Raw genomic sequence first — 20,423 nt, 5'->3', positions numbered from 1 at the left:
TCCCTTCTCCCTCCTCCCTCCTCCCTCCTCCCTCCTCCCTCCCCTACACTCTCCCCATGCCCGACCCCGTCCGCGAACGGTTCGAAGCCGAGCGCCGCCGCACCGCCTTCCTCTCCTTCCTCGCCGGCGCCGGCATCGGCATCATCGCCGCCGATACGTGGGTTTCCCACTGGCTCGGCGTCCCCGGCGGGCTCGCCGTCGGCGCCTTCGCTTACGGGGTCACGTACGGCTACGACACCCTCATGTGGCGGAGGCGCCATGGCCGGTGAACTCTCCCACCTCGACGAGCGCGGCGCCGCCCGCATGGTCGATGTCTCGGCCAAGGCCGAGACCGCCCGCGAGGCTATCGCCGAGGCCCGGGTCGTCATGCAGCCCGCCACCCTCCGCCTCATCCTCGAGGGCGCCATCCCGAAGGGCGACGTCATCGCCGCGGCCCGCATCGCCGGCATCATGGCGGCGAAGAAGACCCCCGACCTCATCCCGCTCTGCCACCCGCTGCCCATCACCGGCGCCTCGCTCGAGTTCGAACCCCTCGGCGACGACACGCTCCGCATCGAGGCGGCCGTCCGCACGACCGGCAAGACCGGCGTCGAAATGGAGGCGCTCACCGCGGCTGCCGTCGCCGCCCTCACCATCTACGACATGTGCAAAGCCGCCGAAAAAGGCATCCGCATCGAAGGCCTCCGGCTCCTCGAGAAGCGCGGCGGCAAGAGCGGCGACTGGCGCGCCGGCGACGCAGCTCAGCCCTCGCCGCGGTAGAGCCCCCGCTCGGCGATGAACGCCTCCACCGCCGCGGGCACGAGGTAGCGGATCGGCTGCCCGGCCCGCACCCGCTCGCGGATGAGCGTCGAGCTCACCTCCAGCCGCGGCATCGCCACCCGTTCGAACCCCGGCGGCGCCGGCGTCCCCGCCTTCTCGGCCACCGCCACCCGCGCGAGCGCCCGGATGCGCGCCGGCTCGCGCCAGTTCGGCAGGTCGGCCGCTGCGTCGCTGCCCAGCACGAGCACCAGCTCCTCCCAGCCCTCCGCGCGCAGCTCCGCCAGCGTCTCCACCGTGTAGCTCGGCCCCGGCCGCGCCACCTCCCGCCCGTCGGCGGCGAACGCCGGGTTCCCCGCCATCGCCAGCCGCACCATCTCCAGCCGGGCCGGTCCCGGCGTCACCGCGCGCGGCTGAGCCGGGCCGCCCGCACGCGCGTTCTCCGGCGTCGGCGTCCCCGACTTCCGGTACGGGTCGCCCGCCGGGATGAACAGCACCTGCGCCGCGCCGAACTGCCAGCGGGCGCACTCCCCCAGCACGAGGTGGCCGATGTGGGGCGGGTCGAACGTTCCCCCGAGGATGACGAGCGGGCCCGGCGGCATGCCGGCAGTCTCGCCCCGGGGGCGGCCCTCCGCAACCGTTAGCACTCATTGACAGGGAGTGCTAATATACGGGACGCAGACCACACACCCCCTGCGAAGAGGTATCCATGGCAAAGCAGCTGCTCTTCGATGAAGAAGCCCGGCATTCCCTGAAGCGCGGCATCGACGCCCTCGCCGATGCCGTCAAGATCACCCTCGGGCCCAAGGGCCGCAACGTCGTCCTCGATAAGAAGTTCGGCGCCCCCACCATCACCAACGACGGCGTCACCATCGCCAAGGACATCGAGCTCGAAGACCCCTTCGAGAACATCGGCGCCCAGCTCGCCAAGGAGATCGCCTCCAAGACCAACGACATCGCGGGTGACGGCACCACCACCGCCACCGTCCTCGGCCAGGCCATCGTCCAGGAAGGCCTGAAGAACGTCGCCGCCGGCGCCAACCCGATGGCCCTCAAGCGCGGCCTCGAAGCCGGCGCCGCCGCCCTCGTCGAAGCCATCAAGAAGAACTCCATCAAGGTCACCGAGCGCGCCCAGATGGCGCAGGTTGCCACCATCTCCGCGAACAACGACCCGGCCATCGGCGAACTCATCGGCGAGTGCATGGAGAAGGTCGGCAAGGACGGCGTCATCACCGTCGAAGAATCCAAGTCGATCCAGACCGAAGTCGAGTACGTCGACGGCATGGCCTTCGACCGCGGCTACATCTCCCCCTATTTCGTCACCAACCCCGAGCGGATGGAAGCCGTCGTCGAGGACCCCTACATCCTCATCACCGATAAGAAGCTCTCCTCCGTCCAGGAGATCCTCCCCGTCCTCGAGCGCATCCTCCAGGTCACCAAGAACCTCGTCATCATCTGCGGCGACCTCGAAGGCGAAGCTCTCGCCACCCTCGCCGTCAACAAGCTCCGCGGCACCCTCAACGTCCTCGCCGTCAAGGCCCCCGGCTTCGGCGACCGGCAGAAGGATAACCTCGGCGACATCGCCGTCCTGACCGGCGGCCAGGTCATCTCCGAAGAGATCGGCCGCACCCTCGAGAGCGTCGACATCAGCGACCTCGGCCGCGCCCGCCGCGTCGTCTCCACCAAGGAAGAGACGACCATCATCGAGGGCAAGGGGAAGAAGAAGGACATCGACGCCCGCATCGCCCAGATCCGCGCCATCCTCGAAGAAGCGAAGAGCGACTGGGACCGCGAAAAGGCCCAGGAGCGCCTCGGCAAGCTCGCCGGCTCCGTCGCCGTCATCAAGGTCGGCGCCGCCACCGAAGTCGAGCTCAAGGAGAAGAAGCACCGCGTCGAAGACGCCCTCAGCGCCACCCGCGCGGCCGTCGAAGAGGGCATCGTCGCCGGCGGCGGTGTCGCGCTCATCAACGCCGCCCCCGCGCTCGACAAGCTGAAGCTCGAAGGCGATGAGGCCACCGGCGTCCGCATCCTCCGCCGCGCGCTCGAAGAGCCGCTCCGCCGCATCGCCATCAACGCCGGCAAGGACGGCTCCGTCATCGTCGAAGAAGTGAAGAAGCTCCCCAAGGGCCACGGCTACGACGCCGCCAAGGACGAGTTCGGCGACATGGTCGCCAAGGGCATCATCGACCCGGCCAAGGTGACCCGCTCCGCCGTCGAGAACGCGGTCTCCATCGCCGCCATGGTGCTCACCACCAACTGCCTCGTCACCGAGAAGCCCGAGGAGAAGCCGGCCCCGGCCGCGCCACCGATGTACTAGGCCGCCAGCCCGGCCAGCGCCTCCCGGGAATCGCCCGGCAATCCCCGAGGGGGTGGAACGGCACCAGCCGGACCACCCCCTCGCTCCATCACCCGGAAGGAGGTCCCGCCGCATGCGCACCGAAAACGGCATCGATGTCGACATCCAGGCCATCGAGCGCATCCTCGCCGAGGGCGACCTCATCACCATCGGGTTCTCCCTCTTCCCGCTCCGCCTCCTCGTCGATACCCGCGAAAACGAGCACGACGGCCAGTGGGCCGGCATCGTCGAGCCCGTCGCCTCCGTCCAGGAGCGCTACCTCTGGCTCGGCAAGCACCGCGGCTCCTTCGGCCCGCCCCGCGCCTTCGCTTTCTTCGTCTGGCCGAAGACCGTCCGCAACCTCGTCGAACGCGGCACCCTCGGCATCCTCCGCTCCCGCCTCCGCGGCGCGGCGCTCCAGCGCTTCGACGAGGCCGTCGCGCAGGCGCTCGAACTCGAACGCGACGCGATGAAGGAGGCCGTCCGTGGCTCGCGCGCCTGGCCCGCCATTTGGGAGGCTCAACCGCGCTCCTGACCCGGTCGAAAACCACGGTATGGAGCGCGCCGCGAACGCCCTCTACATCCTCGAACACCGGCAGATCATCATCCGCGGGCAGGTCCAGGGCATCGGCATCCGCCTCTGGCTGCGCAACGTCGCCAACTCCCTCAACCTCTTCGGCTCCTGCCGCCTCCTGCCGGACGGCACCCTCCAGGTCCGCGTCCAGGGCGAACGCAGCCTCGTCAAGCAGTTCATCATCGCCTGCAAGCGCGGCCCCGCCGATGCCCGCATCGACAGCATCGAGATCTCCAGCCTCCCCCTCGATCCCCGCCTCGGCGCCTTCCTCGTCGAGCGCTAGCGCCCTCGATAAGGGCAACTTTATTCACGTCAGAAGTTTCGCTAGTACGTAAGGGTGACACGGACGTAGCCTCGTTCCATGGCTGAGTGGTCTCTTTTCACGAATCACGCAAACGTCCTCCTCGCCATCACCCGCAACCCGGACATCCGCCTCCGCGAGCTCGCCGCCGAAGTCGGCATCAGCGAACGCGCCGTCAAGCGCATCGTTGCCGACCTCGAGCGCGCGGGCTACCTCCAGCGTGAGCGCCACGGCCGCCGCAACCACTACGAAATCAACGCGGATGCCGCCGTCGCCACGCCCATCGCGCGCGGTGTCCACCTCGGGGCGCTCATCGCCGCGCTCCTCCCGATGCTCGCGCAGACGCTCTAGCCCGCGCCCGCGCGACAGCTTCCCCGGCGAGGCGGCACAATCCCGCGCATGGACCTCTACGACGTCATGCGCACCGCCTTCGCCGCCCGCGAGTTCGCCGCCGACCCCGTCGACGACGGCACCCTCTACCGCATCCTCGAAAACGCCCGTTTTGCCCCGAGCGGGGGCAACCGCCAGGGCTGGCGCGTCATCGTCATCCGCAGCCCCGAGACGAAAGCCGCCATCGCCGACGCCGCCATCCCCGCCGCCCGGCGCTACGCCGCCCAGGTGGCCGCCGGCGAAAATCCCTGGAACACCGTCGTCCCCACGAAGCTGAGCCCGGAACAGATCGCGGCGACGCCCGTCCCGCCGCTCCTCACCGAGCCCTACCGCAGCGCCCCCGTCCTCCTCGCCGTTTGCGTCGACCTCTCCGTCGTCGCCTCCATCGACCAGGAGCTTCCCCGCGTCGGCATGGCCAGCGGCGCCTCCATCTACCCGTTCGCCTGGAACATCCTCCTCGCCGCGCGCAACGAAGGCCTCGGCGGCACCCTCACCACCATGCCCATCGCGCGCGAGCCCGACCTCCAGGCGCTGCTCGGCCTCCCGCCGCACGTCGCCGTGGCGACGATCATCACCCTCGGCCGGCCGGCGAAGCAGCTCACGCGCCTGAAGCGGAAGCCCGTCGAGGCCTTTGCCACCCTCGAACGGTTCGACGGTCCCCCGCTCACCCGCCCCGCCTGACCCGCGCGGTGGCGCCCCCTCCCCGATTCCGGTAGAGTTCCGGCCGTGCTTCGCCCCGGCCGAACCATCCCGCCGGGCAGCTGCATCTCACCTCAGCGAAAGGCGATGCCATGACCTCCCCCGAACCGCAAATCGTCTCCGTGCGCAACGGCATGTTCCAGGTCCCCGTCTACCGCAAGGGTTCGGGCCAGCCCCTCCTCTACCTCCACGCCGCCGGCGGCGTCCGCAAAGGCATGACCCCCGAGATGCTCGCCCTCGCCGAACACTACGACGTCATCGTCCCCACCCACCCCGGCTGGGACGACACCCCGGGCCTCGAGCACATCGACGACGTCCACGACATGGTCGTCTACTACCAGGACTTTTGCGACGCCATCGGCCTCACCTCGTTCTTCCTCGCCGGCCACTCCATCGGCGGCATGTTCGCCGCCGAGCTCGCCGCCGCCCGGCCCGATATGGTGAAGAAGCTCGTCCTCGTTTGCCCCGTCGGCCTCTGGATGGACGAAACGCCCGTCACCGACCTCTTCATCCTCATGCCGAACGAGCTGCCGGGCGTCATCTTCGGCGACCTCACCAACCCCGTCATCCCGAAGCTCTTCACGCCCCCGGCGAACGAAGAGGAGATGGCCGAGAACTACTACTTCCAGCTCGCCAACTTCAGCGCTACCGGCAAGTTCATCTGGCCGATCCCGGATAAGGGCCTCAAGAAGCGGCTCCACCGCATCAAGGCCCCCACCCTGATCGTCTGGGGCGACCAGGACAAACTCGTGCCGCCGGCCTACGCCGAGCTCTTCCGCTCGAAGATCGCCAACAGCCAGGTCGCGATGATCCCCGGCGCCGGCCACATGGTGCCCCTCGAGAACACGCCCGAGTTCACCCGCGTCGTCACGGAGTTTCTCGGCTAAGCCTCAGCCAGCGGCACCACCGGGTCGCCGACCCGCACCGTGCCATCCCGCAGCACCCGCGCATAGACCCGGCTCTCGCCCGGGTGCTGCGCGTGGTGGATGCGGTTGAACTCGCCGTCCCGGAACGACTCGCGGATCGTCTTGCACGGGGTCGTCGGCCGCGTCACTTCGATCTCCACCTCCGCGCCGAGCCGCCACCGCGTGCCGGGCTGTACCAGCGCCCAGTCGAGCCCGGCGACCGTGACGTTCTCGCCCGCGGTGCCCGGCGCGATGGGGTGGCCTTCGGCCTGCAGCGCTGCGATGACGTCCGCCGAGAAGAGGCAGAGCGCCCGTTCCGGCCCGCCGTGGATCTCCGGGTGGGCCTGCCGGTCGCCCGCCATTCCCAGCCGGGTCACCCGCGCCTCCGGCACGGGCAGCTTCGGCACCCCGCCCTGCGAGACGTTCAGCGAGACGACCCGTCCTTCAGCGCCCATCGCCGCCCTTCGCCGCCCGGTCCTCGAAAATCGCGAACGTGCCGAGCGCCTTGGCCACCAGCCGCTCGCCGCTCCGCACCTCCGATTCGAGCACCGCGACCCGCCGGCCGCGGTTCACGATGCGCGATTCGCACTCGAGCACGCCGCCCCGCACCGGCGCGATGTAGACCATCTTCAGCTCGATCGTCGCGCACGACTCCCCCGGCTCCAGCCGGCTGTACACCGCTGCGCCCATCCCCGTATCCGCCATCGAGTAGAGGACACCGCCGTGGACGACGCCGTGGGGGTTCAGGTGCTTCTCATCGACCGCGAGCCGGCAGCGGCTGACGCCGTCAGCCCGCTCCGTCATCTCGAGCCCGATGAGCAGCTGGAAGCCCATCGGCGGCAGCGATTCCTTCGCCATGGCCCGCATCCTACCCTGCCGCGCGCCCGCCTGTCCCGTACACTGGCGCCGTATGGACCGCGTCCTCGTCCTCGTCCCGGCCGATGCGCCGGCCGACCTCGCATGGCCCGGCGCCGAGGTGCACCGCTACTCTTCGCCGCTCGATATCCCGGGCCTGCTCTCGAGCTTCCGGCTCCCGGCGATTCTCGTCTGCGACGGCATCGGCCAGGCCCACGCCCCGCGCGTCGCCGATGCCGTCCGGGCCCATCCCGCGCCGGTCGTGGCGGTCAGCAGCCAGCCCTGGGACGGCGAAACGCCGGACCCCATCGCCGCCGCCTGCCGCGGCATCGTCGCCGGCTTCGGCTACGGGGCGGTGGCACGCCTCATCCCCGTCCTCGCGCCGCCGGCCTGAGTCTGACGCCCCCTCACCCGCGCAGGGCCCGCACCTGGGCGGCGTGCTCCGCGCCGTGGGCCGCGCCGCGCCGCACCAGCTCGGCCGCGCTCACCGGCTCGCCCGCGACGATGCCTTCCCGGCCGAATGCCGCCGCGTCGCACTGCCGCAGCAGCTCCAGGTTCGAAAAGACCAGCGCGTCGTAGAGCGCCAGCGCCGCCTCCGGGCTCCGCCACAGGTACGAAAGCCGCCGCTTCCAGCGCTCCTCATCGAACGCGGGCAGCACCGGCGGCGCCTCATCGGCGAGGATGAACCGCAGCCGCGCCGCCCGCACCAGCTCCGCATCGGCGAGGTGGACGAGGACGTCCCGCACCGACCAGCCCCCGCTCCCGGGCCGCGAAAGCTCGGCCGGCCCCGCGCCGCTCAGCGCCGCGCGGACGAGCGAAGGCCCCCGCGCATACTGCGCGAGGGTCTCCTCGAGGTCGGCGGGCAGCCGCGGCACCGGGCCATTCTACGGCCGATACCGCGGCCCCGCGCATCAATCCAGCAGCTCGGCGGGTGCGACCCGGTAGCTCAGCGCCGAACCGAACAGCCGGCAGCCGCGCCGGTGCGCCTCCGCGGCCCGCGCTGCTTCGCCCGGGTCAGCGAAGCAGGCGCGCCCCGCCGCGCAGGTGCACCACACCTCCTGCCAGCCCCGCCGCGTCGAGACCAGCACCCGGTACGCCACCGCGCATCACTCACCCTGGCCCTTCGAGAACGCGGCTTCGCCGTCGAAGGTGCACAGGTGCTCCGTCTTGATGAAGTCGATGCCCGCGCCGGCCAGCCGCCCGAGCAGCCCCACGATCGCCGCGTGGCTCGTCGCCCCGTCGGCCATGAACCGGCAGCGCCAGTGGTCCGTGCAGAACGTTTCCGGCAGGCCCTCCGGCCACACCTTCACGCCGCGGTTCGTGATCATCGTCAGCCGCAGGCCGTCGCCCTCGTACTGCTGCAGCCGCGCCGCCAGCGCGTCCGGCGTCGCCGCCGGGTCATGCACGAAGACGTCCACGCCGATGGTCTCCTTCTTCGCCGGCGGCTGCGGCTTCAGCGCCGGGGGCGTGAACGCGCCGCCGGCCGCGTAGCTCACCGGCTTCAGGTGCTGCGGCTCCTGCCCCAGCCGCGCGATGACCGCGTCCGCGAACGCCCGCGTGCCGACCTTCTCCTTGCTCACGTTCGGGTCGTAGATGTCATACGTGTGGATGCCGTCCTCGATGGTCCGCAGCCACGCGTTGTGCACCCGCGTCGCCACATCCGCCTGCCCGATGTGGACGAGCATCATGACTGCGCCGAGGAGCAGACCCGAGGGGTTGGCGAGGTCCTGCCCCGCGCGCCGCGGCGCCGACCCGTGGATCGCCTCGAACATCGCGCCGTGCTCGCCGATGTTCGCCGAGCCCGCCAGCCCGACCGAGCCGGCGATCTGCGCCGCCACGTCGCTCAGGATGTCGCCGTACAGGTTCGGCAGCACGATGACGTCGAACGCTTCCGGCGTGTCGGCCAGCTTCGCCGAGCCGATATCGACGATCCAGTGCTCCGCCTCGATGCCCGGGTACTCCGCCGCCACTTCTTCGAACACCTTGTGGAAGAGGCCGTCGGTCATCTTCATGATGTTGTCTTTGGTGAAGCAGGTGACTTTCTTCCGGCCGTTCATCCGGGCGTATTCGAAGGCGTAGCGGACGATCTTCTCCGTCCCCGGCCGGGTGATGAGCTTCAGGCACTGGTACACCTGGTCCGTCTGCCGGTGCTCGATGCCCGCGTAGAGGTCCTCTTCGTTCTCCCGGATGATGACGACGTCCATGCCCGGGTGCTTCGTCTCGACGAACGGCGCATAGGCCGTGCACGGCCGCACGTTCGCGTACAGGCCCAGCGTCTTCCGGACGGTCACGTTCAGGCTCTTGAAGCCGCCGCCCTGCGGGGTGGTGATCGGCGCCTTCAGGAACACCTTCGTCCGCCGGAGCGAATCCCACGCCTCCGGCGCGATCCCGGCGCTGTACCCCTTCATGTACGCCTTTTCGCCGATTTCGATCTCCTCGATGTCGAGCGCGGCCCCCGCCGCCTCGAGGATGCGCAGCGTCGCATCCATGATTTCGGGGCCGATGCCGTCCCCCCGCGCTACCGTAACCGGGACCTTCGCCGTCACTGGCGGACCTCCTGAAAGCTTGGCTCCCGCCATCATACACGAAAAACAAGTCGTGAGTTCAACATCGTACGTCGCGTGACGCACCGGTCCCGCGATGGCATGATGGGAAGCAACTTCCCGCGCCCGGTGACGTCCCGTGCCTCCCCTCCCTCGACCACCCGCCGCCGGTGACCGGCCCTGATGGCTGCCGCCCGGCAAAGCCGCCCTCCGGAGCCCGCGGCCTGGCGCCGCAACCTCGTCTTCATCTGGATCGGCGTCTTCGTCGGCCTCATGGGCGCCAACTTTGTCTTCCCCTTCATCCCCTTCTTCATCCAGGACCTCGGCGTCACCGACGAATCGCGCGTCGCCTTCTACACCGGCATCACGGCGAGCGCGACGGGCCTCTCGCTCACCCTCACGGCCCCGCTCTGGGGCTCGCTCGCCGACCGCTTCGGCCGCAAGCCGATGTTCCTCCGCGCCCTCATCGGAGCCGGGCTCCTCATCGGCATCATGGGCATCGCCCAGGCCGTCTGGCAGCTCGTCATCCTCCGCTTCCTCATGGGCGCCTTCGCCGGCACGATGGGCGCCGCCGCCGCGCTCGTCGCCGCCACCACGCCGAAGGAGCAGGTCGGCCGCGCCCTCGGCACCCTCCAGACCGGCCAGTTCACCGCGAACATGCTCGGGCCCGTCCTCGGCGGCATCGTCGCCGCCAACCTGGGCATCCGCGAATCGTTCATTTTCTGCGCCGCGCTCTACGGCATCGCCGCCGTCCTCGTCTACCTGTTCGTCCGCGAAACGCCGGTCGACGGCGCGCCGCCCGCCCCAACCGGCGCGGCGAAGCACGGCGGCGGCAGCCTCATCGGCAACCTCCGCGCCGTCATCGGCGAACGGCAGGTCGTCTTCGTCCTCGTGCTCCTCTTCGTCCTCTGGCTCTCGACCACCTTCGTCCGCCCCGTCATGCCGCTCAGCATCGACGGCTTCGCCGCCGGCACCCCCGGCGACGGACGCGTCCACCTCGAGTTCCCCGGCTTCGCCTGGGATATGCGGAAGGAAGCCGCCACCGGCATCGTCTTCGCCGTCATCGGCCTCACGAGCACGGTCGCGGCCCTCGCCGTCGCGCCCCTCGGCGAGCGGGTCGGCTACCGGAACACGGTCGTCGGCGCAGCGCTCGTCACGGGCATCCTCTACCCGCTGCTCGCCTTCGCCCACAGCCTCCTCGCCTTCATGCTCCTCTTCGGTGCGGTCGGGCTCTTCCAGGGCGCGATGGTCCCCGGCACGAACGCCCTCATCGCGGCCGGCACGCCGGACGGCAAGCAGGGCAGCGCCTTCGGCCTCGCCGCGAGCATGCAGTCGATGGCGCTCCTGCTCGGGCCGCTCGGCGGCGGCTTCACCTCCGGGGTCGGCGGCATCGGTGCCGTCTACGTCGTCATCGGCGTCATCCTCGTCGCCGCCGCGGCCGCCGCGGCCCTCCTCGTCCGCGAACCCGACGTCTTCGTGACCCGCCGGGGCTCCGCTGCCGCCCCTTGAGCCGCTTCCGCGCCCGGCCGGAGGCCGGTAGAGTTCGGCTCACCACCCTCGACCATGGAGGCCCCTGCCCATGCGCGACGTCACCGTCGGAGTCCACATCGTGGCCCGCACCGCTCCCGAACTCGTCGACGGCATCGTCGCCGCCGCACAGGCCGGCGTCGAATGCGCCTGGCTCACCGTCGGCGGCCTCGCCCCGGACCCCTTCGCCGTCTTCGGCGCGGCGGCCATGCGCACCAGCCGCATCAAGTTCGGCACCTCGATCGTCCCCACCTTCCCGCGCCACCCGCTGGCGATGGCGCAGGGCGCTGCAGCGGTCGATGCCCTCGCCCCCGGGCGCCTTCGCCTCGGCGTCGGCCCGAGCCACAAGCCCGTCATCGAAGGCACGTGGGGCATCCCCTTCGAACGCCCGCTCGAACACCTCCGCGAATACCTCACCATCCTGAAGGCGATCCTCGGCACCGGCTCGGTGAACTTCGAAGGCAAGCGGCTGACCGCCCGCGGCACCATCGGCGGCCCCACCGGCGTCACCGTCATGGCCTCCGCGCTCCGCGCCAACGGCTTCCGCCTCTGCGGCGAACTCGCCGACGGCGCCATCAGCTGGGTGTGCCCGCTGCCCTACCTGCGCGATGTCGCCGTGCCCGCCATCCGCGCCGGCGCGGAGAAGGCCGGCCGCACGCCCCCGCCGCTCGTCGCCCACATCCCGGTCGTCGTGTCCGAGGACGTCGAGGCCGTCCGGGAAGGCGCCCGCCGGCAGATCGGCATCTACCCGCGCGTGCCCTTCTACCAGCAGATGTTCGCCGATGCCGGCTTCCCCGAGGCGCTCGGAGGCCAGCTCTCCGACCGGATGATCGATGCCCTCGTGGTGCACGGCAGCGCGGAGCAGGTGAAGGCCCGCCTGCGCGAGGCCCCGGCCTTCGGCGCCGGCGAAATCCTCGCGATGCCGGTCCTGCCGCCCGGCGACCGCGAAGCGCTCCCGCGCACCCTCGCCGCCCTCGGCGAACTCGCCGCCGAATGAGCCCGCGGGGCCGCCGGCCGGCCCCGCCGCCTCATGTCCCCCGCAGCCGCTCCAGCCGCCGCCGCATCGCCGGCAGCGAAAGCTCTCCGCTGCCCGGCCGGAGCAGCCCGCGCTCGGCGAGGCCCACCGCCTGTTCCATCAGCGCGAGCGCGCCCGCGCGGTCCCGCAGCCGCCGCTCGCGGAGCTTCGCCAGCTCCACGTAGGGCGCGACCCGGCGCGCCCGCGGCTCGGCGATGAGCGCCTCCCAGCAGGCCGCGGCCCGCGCGTACTCCCCGGCCCGCGTGAAGGCCCGCGCGGCCCGCTCCAGCGCCTCCAGCCGCACCGCCCGCGGCGCATCGGTTGCCGCGGCCGCCGCTTCGTACCGCGCCGCCGCCTCCGCCCATTCGCCCGCGTATTCCGCCGCCCGCGCCGCCTGCAGCGGCCGCGCCGGGTCGTCGCAGGTGGCCCCGAGGTGGGCCGCCAGCGCGACGAGCGAGAGCACGTCCCACGCGTTGTGCCGCAGCACCGGCAGGATGTGCGTCGGGTCGCCGTCCCGCGCGAACCGGCGGTAGCGCTCCGGCACCTCGGCCGAGGGGCAATCGTCCTCACGTTCGAACCCGAGCAGCTCGCGCTCGACCACCGCCAGCCGGTGCGAGCTGAACTCCCCGCGGAAGAGCCGCCGGTTCGGGTGGAGCAGGTCCAGGTGGGGCAGCTCGCGCAGCCGCGGCCGCTGCCGCGAAAGCACGTAGCGGGTCTCCAGCGCCGGGATGTCGAACGCCTTGCCGTTGTAGCTCACGAGGCCGGCCGCTGCCTCCAGCTCTTCGCCGAGCCCGCCGAGCAGCCCGCCTTCGTACTCCGGGCCGGGCAGCAGGAACTGCCGCAGCACCAGCCGCGCGCCCTCGAACCGGGCCACCCCGCAGAGGAAGACCATCGTCCCCGCGCCGCCGAGCCCCGTCGTTTCCGTATCGACGAACCGGAGCGCCGCCGGCTCGATGCCCGCCAGCCGCTCGTCCCGCGCCTGCCGCGCGAGCCGCTCCAGCGGCAGCGCCAGCGCCCGGTGGAGCGGCACCGCGCCGTGGCAGTAGCCGCCGTCGTAGACGCTTTCGATGACGTACCCCGGCCCCAGCGGCGACTCGAACCAGCGGCCCCCGAGCGCCGAGAGGTCGGCCCGCGCGGTCACGCTCCGGTCGAGCCCGGCCCGGTCCCGCCGGACCGGCTGGTGGAGCGCCGCGCGCAGCCGGTCGCGCAGCGCCGCCTTCCCCGTCTCGAACATGTGTGCGAGCGTACGGCGGCACCCGGCCGCCGCGCAATCCCGCCTACCGCCGGCCGGAGACCGCCCGCGCGCAGGCCCAGCGGAACAGTTCGCCCGCCGTCGGGTAGGGGTGGATGGTCGAGGCCACCTGCCGGGCCGTCAGCCCGTGCTGGATGGCGAGGCTCGCCTCGCCTGCGAGCGTGCTCCCCCGCGCGCAGAGGAAGTGCGCCCCCAGCAGCGCGCCCGTCTCCGCATCGGCCACCACCTTCGCGAACCCCTCGACCTGCCCGGTCGTCCGGAACCAGTCGAGGTCCCGCGCGGCCAGCATCCCGGTCCGCACGGCGAGCCCGCGCTCCCGGGCCTGCGCCTCCGTCATCCCGGCATGGCCGATCTCCGGGTCGGTGAAGATCGCCCACGGCACGATCGCCTCCGGGATCGGCTCGCAGGCGCCTTCCGCGATGTGCTTCGCGATATGGTGCGCCTGGTAGGCCGCGTAGTGGGTGAACTGGAACTTCCCGGTGACGTCGCCCGCCGCCCAGGTGCCCGGCACGCTCGTCCGCCCGCACGGCTCGATGACGATGAAGCCCCGCGCGTCCGTTTCGAGCCCGAGCTCCGCCAGCCCGGCCGGGATGACCGGCTTCCGCCCCGCCGCGACGAGCACCTCGTCGACCGTGAACCGCCCGTCAGGCGTCGCGATAGCGACGGTGCCGTCGGCCAGCCGCTCCGCGCGCTCCAGCTTCGCGCCGGTCACCACGCGGATGCCCTCGGCCTCGAAGAGCCGCTGGAGTTCGAGCGAGATTTCCGGCTCCTCGGTGGCTGCGATCCGGTCGAGCGCTTCGAACAGCGTCACCTCGGCGCCGAGCCGGTGGAGCGCCTGCCCGAGTTCGAGCCCGATCGGCCCGCCGCCGATGACGGCCAGCCGCCGCGGGAGCTGCGCCATCCGGAAGACCGTCCGGTTCGTCAGCGGGCGCGCCTCGGCGAGCCCGGGCACCGGCGGGAGCCCCGGCTCGGTGCCGGTCGCCACGACCACGTCCGGCGCCGCGAGCACGTCGTCGCCGACGGCCACGCGCCCCGGCGCGAGGAAGCGCGCCTCGCCCCAGAAGAGGTCGACGCCGTCGCGGTCGAACCCGCCGCCCGGGTCGCTGCCGCGGACCAGCAGCTGGACGGCGTGCACGCGCGCCAGCGCCTCCGTCCACGAAACGGGCCGCCAGCGCGCCTCCCGGGCGACCTCGATGAGCGCCTTGCTGGGCACGCAGCCGTCGTTCAGGCATTCGCCCCCGAGGTGGGCCTTTTCGATGAGCGCCACCTTCCGGCCCTGCCGGCCCAGCGTGCGGGCGATGTTGTCGCCCGCGGACCCGTTGCCGATGACCACGACCTCGTACTGCCGCTCCGTTCCTGCCACAGGCGTCACTCCCGGATGTCGTTCGCTGGCCGCGCCGCTCCGCCCGGCCGCCCACAGCCTACCACTGCGGAGGTTGGAGGTTGGAGGTTGGAGGTTGGAGGTTGATACTCCATCCCCGTTCCCCGCTCCCAACTCCCAACTCCCAACTCCCAACTCCAACCTCCAACCTCCCAACTCCGTAGTCGCGGGGCTCCGTCCCCGCGGAGGGCCGGGAGGCCCACCCGGACGTTCGCATCCACCCGCTTCCCCGTTCCCGCCTCCCGCCTCCCGCCTCCCGTCTCCCGAAACATCCGTTGGGCGCATGGCGCCCCGCTGGGACGGAGCCCCGCGACTACGGTTGAAATGCCGGGCTCGCAGGCTAAAGGTCGTCGTTCTTCCCCGATTCCCCGCCTCCCGGTTCCCGTCTCCCGCTTCCCGTCTCCCGTCTCCCGCCTCCCGCTTCCCGCCTCCCGCCTCCCGGTTCCCTCCCAACTCCCAACTCCCGACTCCCAGCTCGTACAATCCCTCCCACCCCTCACCCCGAAAGGAACTTCCTCCCATGTCCGACGTCGTGCTCACCTCTACCGAAGACAGCGTCCTCGTCATCACCCTCAACCGGCCCGAATCGCTCAACGCGATGACCCCGGAGATGCTCGATACCCTCGCGGCCGTCGCCGCGAAGGCCGCCGATGACCCCGCGGTCCGCTGCGTCGTCATCACCGGGGCCGGCCGCGCCTTCTGCGCTGGCGGCGACGTCAAGGCCATGGCCGAATCGAACGAGCGCGCCGGTTCGAGCAGCGGGGGCGGTCTCGTCTCCCGCGCCGATGTCCTCCGCCAGCAGGAAGAGGTCTCCCGCCTCCTGCACGAGATGCCGAAGCCGACCATCGCCGCCGTCAACGGCGTCGCCGCCGGCGCCGGCCTCAGCGTCGCCCTCGCCGCCGACCTCCGCATCGCCAGCGACCAGGCCCGCTTCACGACCGCCTTCGCGAAGGTCGGCTTCAGCGGCGACTTCGGCGGCACCTGGCTCCTGCAGCGCCTCGTCGGCCCGATGCGCGCCCGCGAACTCTACTTCCTCTCCGACATCCTCGATGCGAACCGCGCGCTCGAGCTCGGCATCGTCTCCCGCGTCGTCCCCCACGACCAGTTCTGGGCCGAGACGATGGCGCTCGCGAGGCGGCTGGCCAGCGGCCCGACCCTCGCCTACGCGCGCATGAAGGACAACTTCGTTTACGGCGAAACGAACACCTTCGCCGATACCCTCACTCGCGAGGCGGAGAACATGATCGCCAGCGGCCAGACGGAGGACCACCGGAACGCCGCCCGCGCCTTCGTCGAAAAGCGCGAGCCCGTCTTCCACGGCCGCTGACGGGCAGCCCCGCGCGCCCGGCCCGCGATTTCATTAAAGTACGCTGAATGACAGCGCCGACCCCGGCCCGGGCCCTCCCGCCGGCCGCCCGCTTCCTCCCCGGCGGCTGGTTCTACGGCTGGTACGTCGCCATCGCCTGCTCGCTCCTGATGATGGTCGGCGTCGGCGTCGGCTACTACGGCCTGCCCATCTTCCTCAAACCGCTGCGCGATGCCCACGGCTGGTCGACGGCCGAGGTCTCGTGGGCGCCGGCCATCTACTTCTGCGTCTCCGGGCTCACCGCCGCCATCGTCGGCCCCTACGTCGACCGCTACGGGCCGCGCCGCTTCATGCTCATCGGCAGCATCATCAACGGCGCCAGCGCGGCCCTCATCGGCATCGTCGACCAGCTCTGGCAGCTCTACCTCGTCTACTTCGTCTTCGCCGTCGCCTTCGGCATGTCGAGCAACATCGCGGTGAACGCCATCCTCACCCGCTGGTTCATCCGCCGCCGCGCCCTGGCGATGAGCATCTCCTTCACCGGGGTGTCGCTCGGCGGCGTCATCCTCGCGCCCATCGCCAGCCGCCTCATCGATGCCGGCGGCCTCGAACTGGCGACGCCCATCCTCGGCGCCCTCGTCATCATCACCGCGATTCCCGTCATCCTCGGCGTCATCGTCTTCGACCCCCGCGACGTCGGCATGCTGCCCGACGGCGACAGCGCGGACGCGCCGCCGCCCGCGGCGCGCCAGGCCGTCATCGAGGCCCAGATGCGCACCTGGACCCGCGCTGAAGCCGTCCGCACCGTCGGCTTCTGGGGCATCCTCGTCGCCTTCCTCCTCGTCCTCATCGCCCAGACCGGCTACGTCGTCCACCAGGTCACGTTCCTCGAAGACCGCCTCGGCTCCCGCAGCGCCGCCGCCTTCACCATCTCCGTCACCGCCTTCGGCTCCATCATCGCCCGCCTTGCCGTCGGCATCTTCGCCGACAACGTCGACCGCCGCCTGCTCACCGTCATCCTCTTCGTCGTGCAGGCGACCGCCATCCTCCTCATCATCCACACCGAGAGCGTGCCCGCGACGTGGGCGCTCACGCTCGTCTTCGGCCTCACCATCGGCAACGTCTACATGATGCAGTCGCTGCTCGTCGGCGAGATTTTCGGCATGGTCTCGTTCGGGGCCGTGTTCGGGCTGATTTCGCTCGCCGGGCAGGTCGGCAGCGGCCTCGGCCCCATCGGCGTCGGCCTCATCCACGATGCCACCGGCGGCTACACCGTCCCGTTCACCATCACCGCCATCCTCACCTACCTCGCGGCCGTCGCCATCCTGTTCGCCCGCCCGGCCAAGAGCCCGCAGCAAGCCGGCACGCCCGGGGCGGCGGCCGTCCGCTCGCCCTCCGGCGCCGACTGAGCCGATAGACGCACCGGCGGCCGCCTATCGGAAGCCGCAATCTGCACCCGCCGATAACCGGATGACCGCCCGCCGTCTGCGATACTGAAGCCATGGACGTCACCTATCCGCCCGAACGCACGTTCACCACGCGCTCCGGGCAGGCGATGCGCCTCCGCCCCATCCGCCCGGAGGACGTGCCGAACCTCTTCGCTTTCCACGAGCGGCTCTCCCGCGAGTCGCTCCGCATGCGCTACTTCACGCCCCGGCGCAACCTCTCCGAAGAGGCCGCCCGGCGCCTCTGCACGGTCGACTTCCGCGACCGCGCCGCGTTCGTCGCCAGCCCGCTCGAAAGCGACGCCATCCACGGCATCGGTCGCTACGAGCGCGATGCGCCCCATTCGGCCGAGGTCGCCTTCATCGTCGAAGATTCCCTCCAGGGCAACGGCATCGGCCCGGCGCTCCTCCAGCGCCTTGCCGAGCACGCCCGCACGCAGGGCATCGAGCGGTTCACCGCCGCCGTCCTCTACGAAAACACCCCGATGCTGACCGTCTTCCGCAACTCCCCCTTCCGGCCGCAGGTCTCGGTCGAGCACGACTGCGCCTTCGTGAAGCTCGACCTCACCGTCCTGCCCGACCCGGCGGCGCGTCCGGCCGCGCGGGGCCTCGCCGCGGCGCAGCTCCGGGCGCTCCAGGCACCGGCCTGAGGCCCGGGCCGGTCAGCCTTCGCCCAGCGCCAGCCCGAGGTTGATCATCGCCCGGACGCTGTAGCCGCTCGCCCCCTTCGTCACCCAGCCGCGGTCGGAGGGCATGTTGTCGACGCCCGCGATGTCCATGTGCACCCACGGCGTCTTGCCCGCGAACGGCTCGATGAACTTCGCGCCGACGATCGTCCCCGCGCCCCGGTTCCCCGCTCCGACGTTCCGGCAGTCCGCCACGTCGCTCTTGATGTACTCGTCGTACTCCTTCCACATCGGCAGCCGCCACGTCTTCTCGCCGGCCGCCGCGGCCGCTTCCTCCACCTGCCGGCAGAGCGCGTCGTCGTTCGTCATCAGCGCGTAGCAGACGTCGCCGAGCGCCGTCGTCACCGCACCGGTCAGCGTCGCCACGTCGACGATCCGCTGCGCCCCGAGTTCGTTCGCCCAGCAGATGGCGTCGGCGAGCACGAGCCGCCCCTCGGCATCGGTGTTGATGATTTCGATCGTCCGGCCGTTCATCGCGGTCACCACGTCGCCCGGCTTCGTCGCGCTGCCGGACGGCATGTTCTCCGTGCAGGGGGCGATGGCGAGCACGTTCACCTTTGCGCCGAGCCGCGCCAGCGCCCATGCCGCTGCGATGACCGACGCCGCGCCCGTCATGTCGGCCTTCATCGCCTCCATGTTCGCCGCCGGCTTGATGCTAATGCCGCCCGTGTCGAACGTGATGCCCTTGCCGACGAGCGCGAGGTCCCAGCCGTCGCCGCCGCGGCCGCGCCAGCCCAGCCGGATCAGCTTGGGCGGCTCGACACTCCCCTTCGCGACCGAGAGCAGCGAGCCCATCCCTTTCCGCTCCATGTCGGCCCGCTCGAGCACCTCGAACTCGAGGCCCGCCTCCCGCGCCAGCGCCTCGGCGCGCTCGGCCATCATCGTCGGCGTCAGGTGGTTCGAGGGCTCGTTCGCCCAGTCGCGCGCGATGTTCGTCGCCTCCGCGAGGATGCTGCCCCGCTCGGCCGCCCGTTGCATCGCCGGCACCTTCGCGCCATCGTGCTCGACGATGACGAGCTCCTCCAGCTCCGCCCGCTCCTCGTCGCTCGCGGACTTGTGCTTCAGGAAGCGGTAGCTGCCGAGGATGGCGCCTTCGGCGATCGCCTGTGCGCAGGCCTCCGGGTCGAGCCCGCCGATGCCCGCGCCGTGCGCCAGCGTCGCCGCCCGCTTGATGCCGGGCCGGCGGAGCGCCCGCGCCACGTTCGCCGCGAGGTTGCGCACCGCGTCGATGTCGAACCCCTCGCGGCTGCCGAGCCCGGCCACCAGCACCCGCGGCGCCGGGATCTTCCCGAGAGTGTGGATCGTGACCAGTTCGCCGGACTTGCCGCGCAGGTCGCCCGCGGCGATCACCTGCGAAATCGCGCCGCCGAGCGCGGCATCGACCGCGCCGGTGCCGCCGCCCGGCGCCGTCACCCCCTCGAACAGGTTCACCACCAGCGCATCCGCCCCGTACCGCGCGATATCGCCCTGCTCGACTCGAACCTTCACGTGTCTCTCTCCCGTCGGACTCCCGGCCTTGCGCCGGCATGCTACCTTGGAAGGTGCATTATCGCCGCGCCTCGCCCGGGCGGCCACCGGAGCGCACCGCACGATGTCCCGGCCAGCCGACCGCCTGCTCGAACGCAGCCTCCGCGCCTGGAGCCTCGTCCGCCGCTACGGCATCTACGAGGCCGCGGTCGTCGTCGTCGCCTTCCTGATCTACTTCACCGTCCGCAGCATGGTCGTCGGCCGCGCCGGCGAAGCGATGGTCCGCGCGTTCAACCTGATCGAGCTCGAGCAGCAGCTCCACATCTACTGGGAGCTGCGCATGCAGGCCTGGATCCTCGATTCCTACTGGGCGATCAAGGCGATGAACTGGATCTACTTCTGGGGCCACATGCCCCTCGTCGCCCTGCTCGCCGTCTGGCTCTTCGTCTTCCACCGCCACGCCTACTACCGCACCCGCAACGCCTTCCTCGCCTCGGGCGCGATCGGCGTCGTCATCTACTGGCTCTTCCCGGTCGCGCCGCCGCGGCTGGTGCCGTTCTCCGGCTTCATCGACACGATGGCCGCCTTCGACCGCTTCGGCTACAACGCGCAGGAGACGGAGGCCTTCGTCAACCCCTTCGCTGCCGTGCCCAGCCTCCACTTCGGCTGGGCGCTCCTGCTCGGCGCGGTCGTCGCCTGGGTCGGCCGCCACCCGCTCGCGCTCGCCTTCGGCATCGCCTGGCCCGCCGCGATGTTCTTCGCCGTCGTGATGACCGGCAACCACTTCATCCTCGATGCCGTCTTCGGCGGGGTCGTGGCCTTCGCCGGCTTCGCCATCGCCCTCGGCCTCGAACGCGCCTGGCGCCCCATCCACCGCGCCATCGCCGCCCGCCTGCCCGCCGCCTGACCCTCTCCCCGCGCCGGCCCCGCGGCTCTACAATGACGCCGGCCGGCGGTTGAGCCCGCGGAGCCCTGGCCGATATGCT

At 71.4% G+C, this 20,423-nt stretch carries 24 protein-coding genes; 15 read left to right on the top strand and 9 right to left on the bottom strand.

Annotated elements, in window-relative coordinates:
- The first annotated feature begins 56 nt into the window (after positions 1 to 56).
- Together N2041_RS02365 and moaC are read left to right on the top strand one after the other, a co-directional pair.
- Complete coding sequence (locus N2041_RS02365; protein WP_297675434.1) at positions 57 to 269, top strand: hypothetical protein; 213 nt, start codon at positions 57 to 59, stop codon at positions 267 to 269.
- Complete coding sequence (gene moaC / locus N2041_RS02360) at positions 259 to 759, top strand: cyclic pyranopterin monophosphate synthase MoaC (RefSeq protein WP_297675433.1); 501 nt, start codon at positions 259 to 261, stop codon at positions 757 to 759. The genes N2041_RS02365 and moaC overlap by 11 nt, the downstream gene beginning before the upstream one ends.
- Here the strand turns inward: moaC and nadD are convergent.
- Positions 741 to 1,358 carry a nicotinate (nicotinamide) nucleotide adenylyltransferase gene (gene nadD / locus N2041_RS02355; RefSeq protein ID WP_297675431.1) on the bottom strand — a complete coding sequence of 206 codons (618 nt, stop codon included), beginning with the start codon at positions 1,356 to 1,358 and terminating at the stop codon, positions 741 to 743. The two genes, moaC and nadD, sit on opposite strands and share 19 nt — an antisense overlap.
- A gap of 107 nt (positions 1,359 to 1,465) precedes the next feature.
- Here nadD and groL point away from each other — a divergent pair, with 107 nt between their 5' ends.
- From groL to N2041_RS02325, 6 genes are all read left to right on the top strand, one after another.
- Positions 1,466 to 3,073: a chaperonin GroEL gene (groL, locus tag N2041_RS02350; RefSeq protein WP_297675430.1), complete on the top strand. Its 1,608-nt coding sequence runs from the start codon at positions 1,466 to 1,468 to the stop codon at positions 3,071 to 3,073.
- A 112-nt stretch (positions 3,074 to 3,185) separates the two neighbouring features.
- Positions 3,186 to 3,626, top strand: a complete 441-nt coding sequence (locus N2041_RS02345) for a hypothetical protein (RefSeq protein ID WP_297675428.1) — start codon at positions 3,186 to 3,188, stop codon at positions 3,624 to 3,626.
- A 19-nt stretch (positions 3,627 to 3,645) separates the two neighbouring features.
- Positions 3,646 to 3,948, top strand: coding sequence for an acylphosphatase (locus N2041_RS02340; RefSeq protein ID WP_297675426.1), 303 nt, complete (start codon positions 3,646 to 3,648; stop codon positions 3,946 to 3,948).
- A gap of 78 nt (positions 3,949 to 4,026) precedes the next feature.
- Positions 4,027 to 4,317, top strand: a complete 291-nt coding sequence (locus N2041_RS02335; protein WP_270057360.1) for a winged helix-turn-helix transcriptional regulator — start codon at positions 4,027 to 4,029, stop codon at positions 4,315 to 4,317.
- A 48-nt stretch (positions 4,318 to 4,365) separates the two neighbouring features.
- A complete protein-coding gene (locus N2041_RS02330; RefSeq protein WP_297675423.1) occupies positions 4,366 to 5,037 on the top strand; it encodes a nitroreductase family protein in 672 nt (223 codons plus the stop codon).
- A 110-nt stretch (positions 5,038 to 5,147) separates the two neighbouring features.
- Positions 5,148 to 5,942, top strand: coding sequence for an alpha/beta hydrolase (locus N2041_RS02325; protein WP_297675422.1), 795 nt, complete (start codon positions 5,148 to 5,150; stop codon positions 5,940 to 5,942).
- Here the strand turns inward: N2041_RS02325 and N2041_RS02320 are convergent.
- Entirely contained in the window at positions 5,939 to 6,415 is a 477-nt protein-coding gene (locus N2041_RS02320; RefSeq protein ID WP_297675421.1) for an MOSC domain-containing protein, read from the bottom strand. The two genes, N2041_RS02325 and N2041_RS02320, sit on opposite strands and share 4 nt — an antisense overlap.
- Positions 6,405 to 6,818 (bottom strand): PaaI family thioesterase, encoded by a 414-nt coding sequence (locus tag N2041_RS02315; RefSeq protein ID WP_297675420.1) that lies wholly within the window; start codon positions 6,816 to 6,818, stop codon positions 6,405 to 6,407. Before N2041_RS02315 ends, N2041_RS02320 begins: the two co-directional genes overlap by 11 nt.
- 52 nt (positions 6,819 to 6,870) lie before the next feature.
- Here N2041_RS02315 and N2041_RS02310 point away from each other — a divergent pair, with 52 nt between their 5' ends.
- A complete protein-coding gene (locus N2041_RS02310; protein WP_297675419.1) occupies positions 6,871 to 7,209 on the top strand; it encodes a hypothetical protein in 339 nt (112 codons plus the stop codon).
- A 13-nt stretch (positions 7,210 to 7,222) separates the two neighbouring features.
- Here the strand turns inward: N2041_RS02310 and N2041_RS02305 are convergent, their stop codons facing one another.
- Genes N2041_RS02305 through N2041_RS02295 form a run of 3 tightly spaced genes read right to left on the bottom strand, consistent with a single transcriptional unit; the run spans position 7,223 to position 9,394 of the window.
- Positions 7,223 to 7,690: a DinB family protein gene (locus N2041_RS02305; RefSeq protein WP_297675418.1), complete on the bottom strand. Its 468-nt coding sequence runs from the start codon at positions 7,688 to 7,690 to the stop codon at positions 7,223 to 7,225.
- A 36-nt stretch (positions 7,691 to 7,726) separates the two neighbouring features.
- Entirely contained in the window at positions 7,727 to 7,915 is a 189-nt protein-coding gene (locus tag N2041_RS02300) for a hypothetical protein (protein WP_297675417.1), read from the bottom strand.
- A 6-nt stretch (positions 7,916 to 7,921) separates the two neighbouring features.
- Complete coding sequence (locus N2041_RS02295; protein WP_367187674.1) at positions 7,922 to 9,394, bottom strand: NADP-dependent isocitrate dehydrogenase; 1,473 nt, start codon at positions 9,392 to 9,394, stop codon at positions 7,922 to 7,924.
- Positions 9,395 to 9,541: 147 nt separating this feature from the next.
- On the opposite strand from N2041_RS02295, the gene N2041_RS02290 reads away from it, so the two are divergent.
- Together N2041_RS02290 and N2041_RS02285 are read left to right on the top strand one after the other, a co-directional pair.
- On the top strand, positions 9,542 to 10,867 hold the full coding sequence (locus N2041_RS02290) for an MFS transporter (protein WP_297675415.1): 1,326 nt from the start codon (positions 9,542 to 9,544) through the stop codon (positions 10,865 to 10,867).
- Positions 10,868 to 10,937: 70 nt separating this feature from the next.
- Positions 10,938 to 11,882: an LLM class flavin-dependent oxidoreductase gene (locus tag N2041_RS02285; RefSeq protein ID WP_297675414.1), complete on the top strand. Its 945-nt coding sequence runs from the start codon at positions 10,938 to 10,940 to the stop codon at positions 11,880 to 11,882.
- 31 nt (positions 11,883 to 11,913) lie between these two features.
- On the opposite strand, the gene N2041_RS02280 is transcribed toward N2041_RS02285, so the two are convergent.
- The gene (locus tag N2041_RS02280; RefSeq protein WP_297675413.1) at positions 11,914 to 13,134 is read right to left on the bottom strand and encodes a ribonuclease H-like domain-containing protein; all 1,221 of its coding nucleotides are present in this window, start codon (positions 13,132 to 13,134) and stop codon (positions 11,914 to 11,916) included.
- Positions 13,135 to 13,177: 43 nt separating this feature from the next.
- Complete coding sequence (locus tag N2041_RS02275) at positions 13,178 to 14,515, bottom strand: NAD(P)/FAD-dependent oxidoreductase (protein WP_297675411.1); 1,338 nt, start codon at positions 14,513 to 14,515, stop codon at positions 13,178 to 13,180.
- A gap of 538 nt (positions 14,516 to 15,053) precedes the next feature.
- On the opposite strand from N2041_RS02275, the gene N2041_RS02270 reads away from it, so the two are divergent.
- The 3 genes from N2041_RS02270 to N2041_RS02260 all read left to right on the top strand — a co-directional run bounded on the left by N2041_RS02270 (position 15,054) and on the right by N2041_RS02260 (position 17,934).
- Positions 15,054 to 15,860 carry an enoyl-CoA hydratase gene (locus N2041_RS02270; RefSeq protein WP_297675409.1) on the top strand — a complete coding sequence of 269 codons (807 nt, stop codon included), beginning with the start codon at positions 15,054 to 15,056 and terminating at the stop codon, positions 15,858 to 15,860.
- Positions 15,861 to 15,907: 47 nt separating this feature from the next.
- Entirely contained in the window at positions 15,908 to 17,248 is a 1,341-nt protein-coding gene (locus N2041_RS02265) for an MFS transporter (RefSeq protein WP_297675407.1), read from the top strand.
- Between the two features lie 92 nt (positions 17,249 to 17,340).
- On the top strand, positions 17,341 to 17,934 hold the full coding sequence (locus N2041_RS02260) for a GNAT family N-acetyltransferase (protein WP_297675405.1): 594 nt from the start codon (positions 17,341 to 17,343) through the stop codon (positions 17,932 to 17,934).
- Positions 17,935 to 17,946: 12 nt separating this feature from the next.
- Here N2041_RS02260 and N2041_RS02255 read toward each other — a convergent pair whose 3' ends face one another.
- Positions 17,947 to 19,458 carry a leucyl aminopeptidase gene (locus N2041_RS02255; protein ID WP_297675403.1) on the bottom strand — a complete coding sequence of 504 codons (1,512 nt, stop codon included), beginning with the start codon at positions 19,456 to 19,458 and terminating at the stop codon, positions 17,947 to 17,949.
- A 103-nt stretch (positions 19,459 to 19,561) separates the two neighbouring features.
- On the opposite strand from N2041_RS02255, the gene N2041_RS02250 reads away from it, so the two are divergent.
- Positions 19,562 to 20,344 (top strand): phosphatase PAP2 family protein, encoded by a 783-nt coding sequence (locus N2041_RS02250; RefSeq protein ID WP_297675401.1) that lies wholly within the window; start codon positions 19,562 to 19,564, stop codon positions 20,342 to 20,344.
- Positions 20,345 to 20,423: the final 79 nt, after the last annotated feature.

The organism is Tepidiforma sp. (assembly GCF_026419595.1).
GTDB lineage: Bacteria > Chloroflexota > Dehalococcoidia > Tepidiformales > Tepidiformaceae > Tepidiforma.
This window is presented reverse-complemented; position numbering and strand designations above follow the sequence as displayed.

Excerpts from the sequence above, each read along its gene's own strand:
- N2041_RS02365 (WP_297675434.1), top strand. The coding sequence starts at position 57 with ATGCCCGACCCCGTCCGCGAACGGTTCGAAGCCGAGCGCCGCCGCACC.
- moaC (WP_297675433.1), top strand. The coding sequence starts at position 259 with ATGGCCGGTGAACTCTCCCACCTCGACGAGCGCGGCGCCGCCCGCATG.
- nadD (WP_297675431.1), bottom strand. The coding sequence starts at position 1,358 with ATGCCGCCGGGCCCGCTCGTCATCCTCGGGGGAACGTTCGACCCGCCC.
- groL (WP_297675430.1), top strand. The coding sequence starts at position 1,466 with ATGGCAAAGCAGCTGCTCTTCGATGAAGAAGCCCGGCATTCCCTGAAG.
- N2041_RS02345 (WP_297675428.1), top strand. The coding sequence starts at position 3,186 with ATGCGCACCGAAAACGGCATCGATGTCGACATCCAGGCCATCGAGCGC.
- N2041_RS02340 (WP_297675426.1), top strand. The coding sequence starts at position 3,646 with ATGGAGCGCGCCGCGAACGCCCTCTACATCCTCGAACACCGGCAGATC.
- N2041_RS02335 (WP_270057360.1), top strand. The coding sequence starts at position 4,027 with ATGGCTGAGTGGTCTCTTTTCACGAATCACGCAAACGTCCTCCTCGCC.
- N2041_RS02330 (WP_297675423.1), top strand. The coding sequence starts at position 4,366 with ATGGACCTCTACGACGTCATGCGCACCGCCTTCGCCGCCCGCGAGTTC.
- N2041_RS02325 (WP_297675422.1), top strand. The coding sequence starts at position 5,148 with ATGACCTCCCCCGAACCGCAAATCGTCTCCGTGCGCAACGGCATGTTC.
- N2041_RS02320 (WP_297675421.1), bottom strand. The coding sequence starts at position 6,415 with ATGGGCGCTGAAGGACGGGTCGTCTCGCTGAACGTCTCGCAGGGCGGG.
- N2041_RS02315 (WP_297675420.1), bottom strand. The coding sequence starts at position 6,818 with ATGGCGAAGGAATCGCTGCCGCCGATGGGCTTCCAGCTGCTCATCGGG.
- N2041_RS02310 (WP_297675419.1), top strand. The coding sequence starts at position 6,871 with ATGGACCGCGTCCTCGTCCTCGTCCCGGCCGATGCGCCGGCCGACCTC.
- N2041_RS02295 (WP_367187674.1), bottom strand. The coding sequence starts at position 9,394 with ATGGCGGGAGCCAAGCTTTCAGGAGGTCCGCCAGTGACGGCGAAGGTC.
- N2041_RS02290 (WP_297675415.1), top strand. The coding sequence starts at position 9,542 with ATGGCTGCCGCCCGGCAAAGCCGCCCTCCGGAGCCCGCGGCCTGGCGC.
- N2041_RS02285 (WP_297675414.1), top strand. The coding sequence starts at position 10,938 with ATGCGCGACGTCACCGTCGGAGTCCACATCGTGGCCCGCACCGCTCCC.
- N2041_RS02280 (WP_297675413.1), bottom strand. The coding sequence starts at position 13,134 with ATGTTCGAGACGGGGAAGGCGGCGCTGCGCGACCGGCTGCGCGCGGCG.
- N2041_RS02270 (WP_297675409.1), top strand. The coding sequence starts at position 15,054 with ATGTCCGACGTCGTGCTCACCTCTACCGAAGACAGCGTCCTCGTCATC.
- N2041_RS02265 (WP_297675407.1), top strand. The coding sequence starts at position 15,908 with ATGACAGCGCCGACCCCGGCCCGGGCCCTCCCGCCGGCCGCCCGCTTC.
- N2041_RS02260 (WP_297675405.1), top strand. The coding sequence starts at position 17,341 with ATGGACGTCACCTATCCGCCCGAACGCACGTTCACCACGCGCTCCGGG.
- N2041_RS02250 (WP_297675401.1), top strand. The coding sequence starts at position 19,562 with ATGTCCCGGCCAGCCGACCGCCTGCTCGAACGCAGCCTCCGCGCCTGG.